Consider the following 1,014-nt stretch of genomic DNA (forward strand, 5'->3'; position numbering starts at 1 on the left):
GGTCGACGGCAATGTCGACCTTCGCGCCATTCTTGTTGCCGACACGTTCGCCGATGAAGAGCATCGGCGCCTCATCGCGCTCGCCCTCCCCGATGACGACGGTGCCGTCGATCGGAAGTTTGTTCAATTCGCGACGCATGGCGTCGACGGCAGCCTGGTCCGCGGCCTTCTCGTTTCCGCGCCCCCGCAGTCTCGCCGAGGCGACGGCCGCCCGTTCGGTCACACGCACGAGTTCCAGCGTGAGAATGCGTTCGATGACCTGGCCTGGTTGGACTGTGATGGCTTGCGACATTGAGATTGCGGCTCCCTTGAACTGTTTCGTCGTTCGGCTGAACGGTGTCTATTCTCGTTCGATACGGATGACTTGGGGCGGTTCTGCGATGAGACCATCCCTCGAGATTCTATCAACAGCCGACCGGATAGAGGATTCGGTCGCTGCGTAAGTGATCAGCACCAGTGACACGGGCGCACCAGAGCGCCCGTGCGGATCTCTCGTCGCTGCGACTTCCGACCGTTTTTGAAGAATGCTTTCGAGCGAAATATCCGCCTCGGCCATCCTGGTCGCCACACCGGCGGCGATCCCCGGGCGGTCATGGACCGTGAGGCGAATGTAATATCCGCCTTCGTGACGTTGGACCGGTGTCCTTGGCGCCTTGACGAGTTGATGCGTGTGGCGGCCGAAGGGGGCGTTCTTGCAACCGCGAGCGACATCCACCAGATCCGCGACGACCGCCGAGGCCGTTGCGTCTCCGCCGGCTCCTGGCCCGATGAGCGTGAGTTCCTTCACGGCATCGGCGTCGATCGTCACAGCGTTGGTGACCCCCATGACCTGAGCGATGGCCGAGGATTTTGGCACCATCGTCGGGTGAACGCGCTGCTCGATCCCGGCCTTCGTACGTTCGGCGACGCCCAGCAGCTTGATGCGAAAGCCGAGCTCGTCAGCCATCTTCAAGTCGAGCGGGGTTATCGAGGAAATGCCTTCGACATAGACGGCGTCGGCATCGACTTGGGTTC

2 protein-coding genes are annotated in these 1,014 nt (G+C 62.0%); both read right to left on the reverse strand.

Annotated elements, in window-relative coordinates; genetic code table 11:
* The coding region (locus AC1DT3_RS22455) for a fructose-bisphosphatase class II (RefSeq protein ID WP_477467382.1) at nucleotides 1-292 on the reverse strand (292 nt) is incomplete at its 3' end.
* A gap of 48 nt (nucleotides 293-340) precedes the next feature.
* Nucleotides 341-1,014 (reverse strand): homoserine dehydrogenase (locus AC1DT3_RS22460; RefSeq protein WP_477467383.1); only part of this gene is annotated, 674 nt, incomplete at its 5' end.

It is taken from the genome of Microvirga sp. P4_G7 (genome assembly GCF_056401005.1).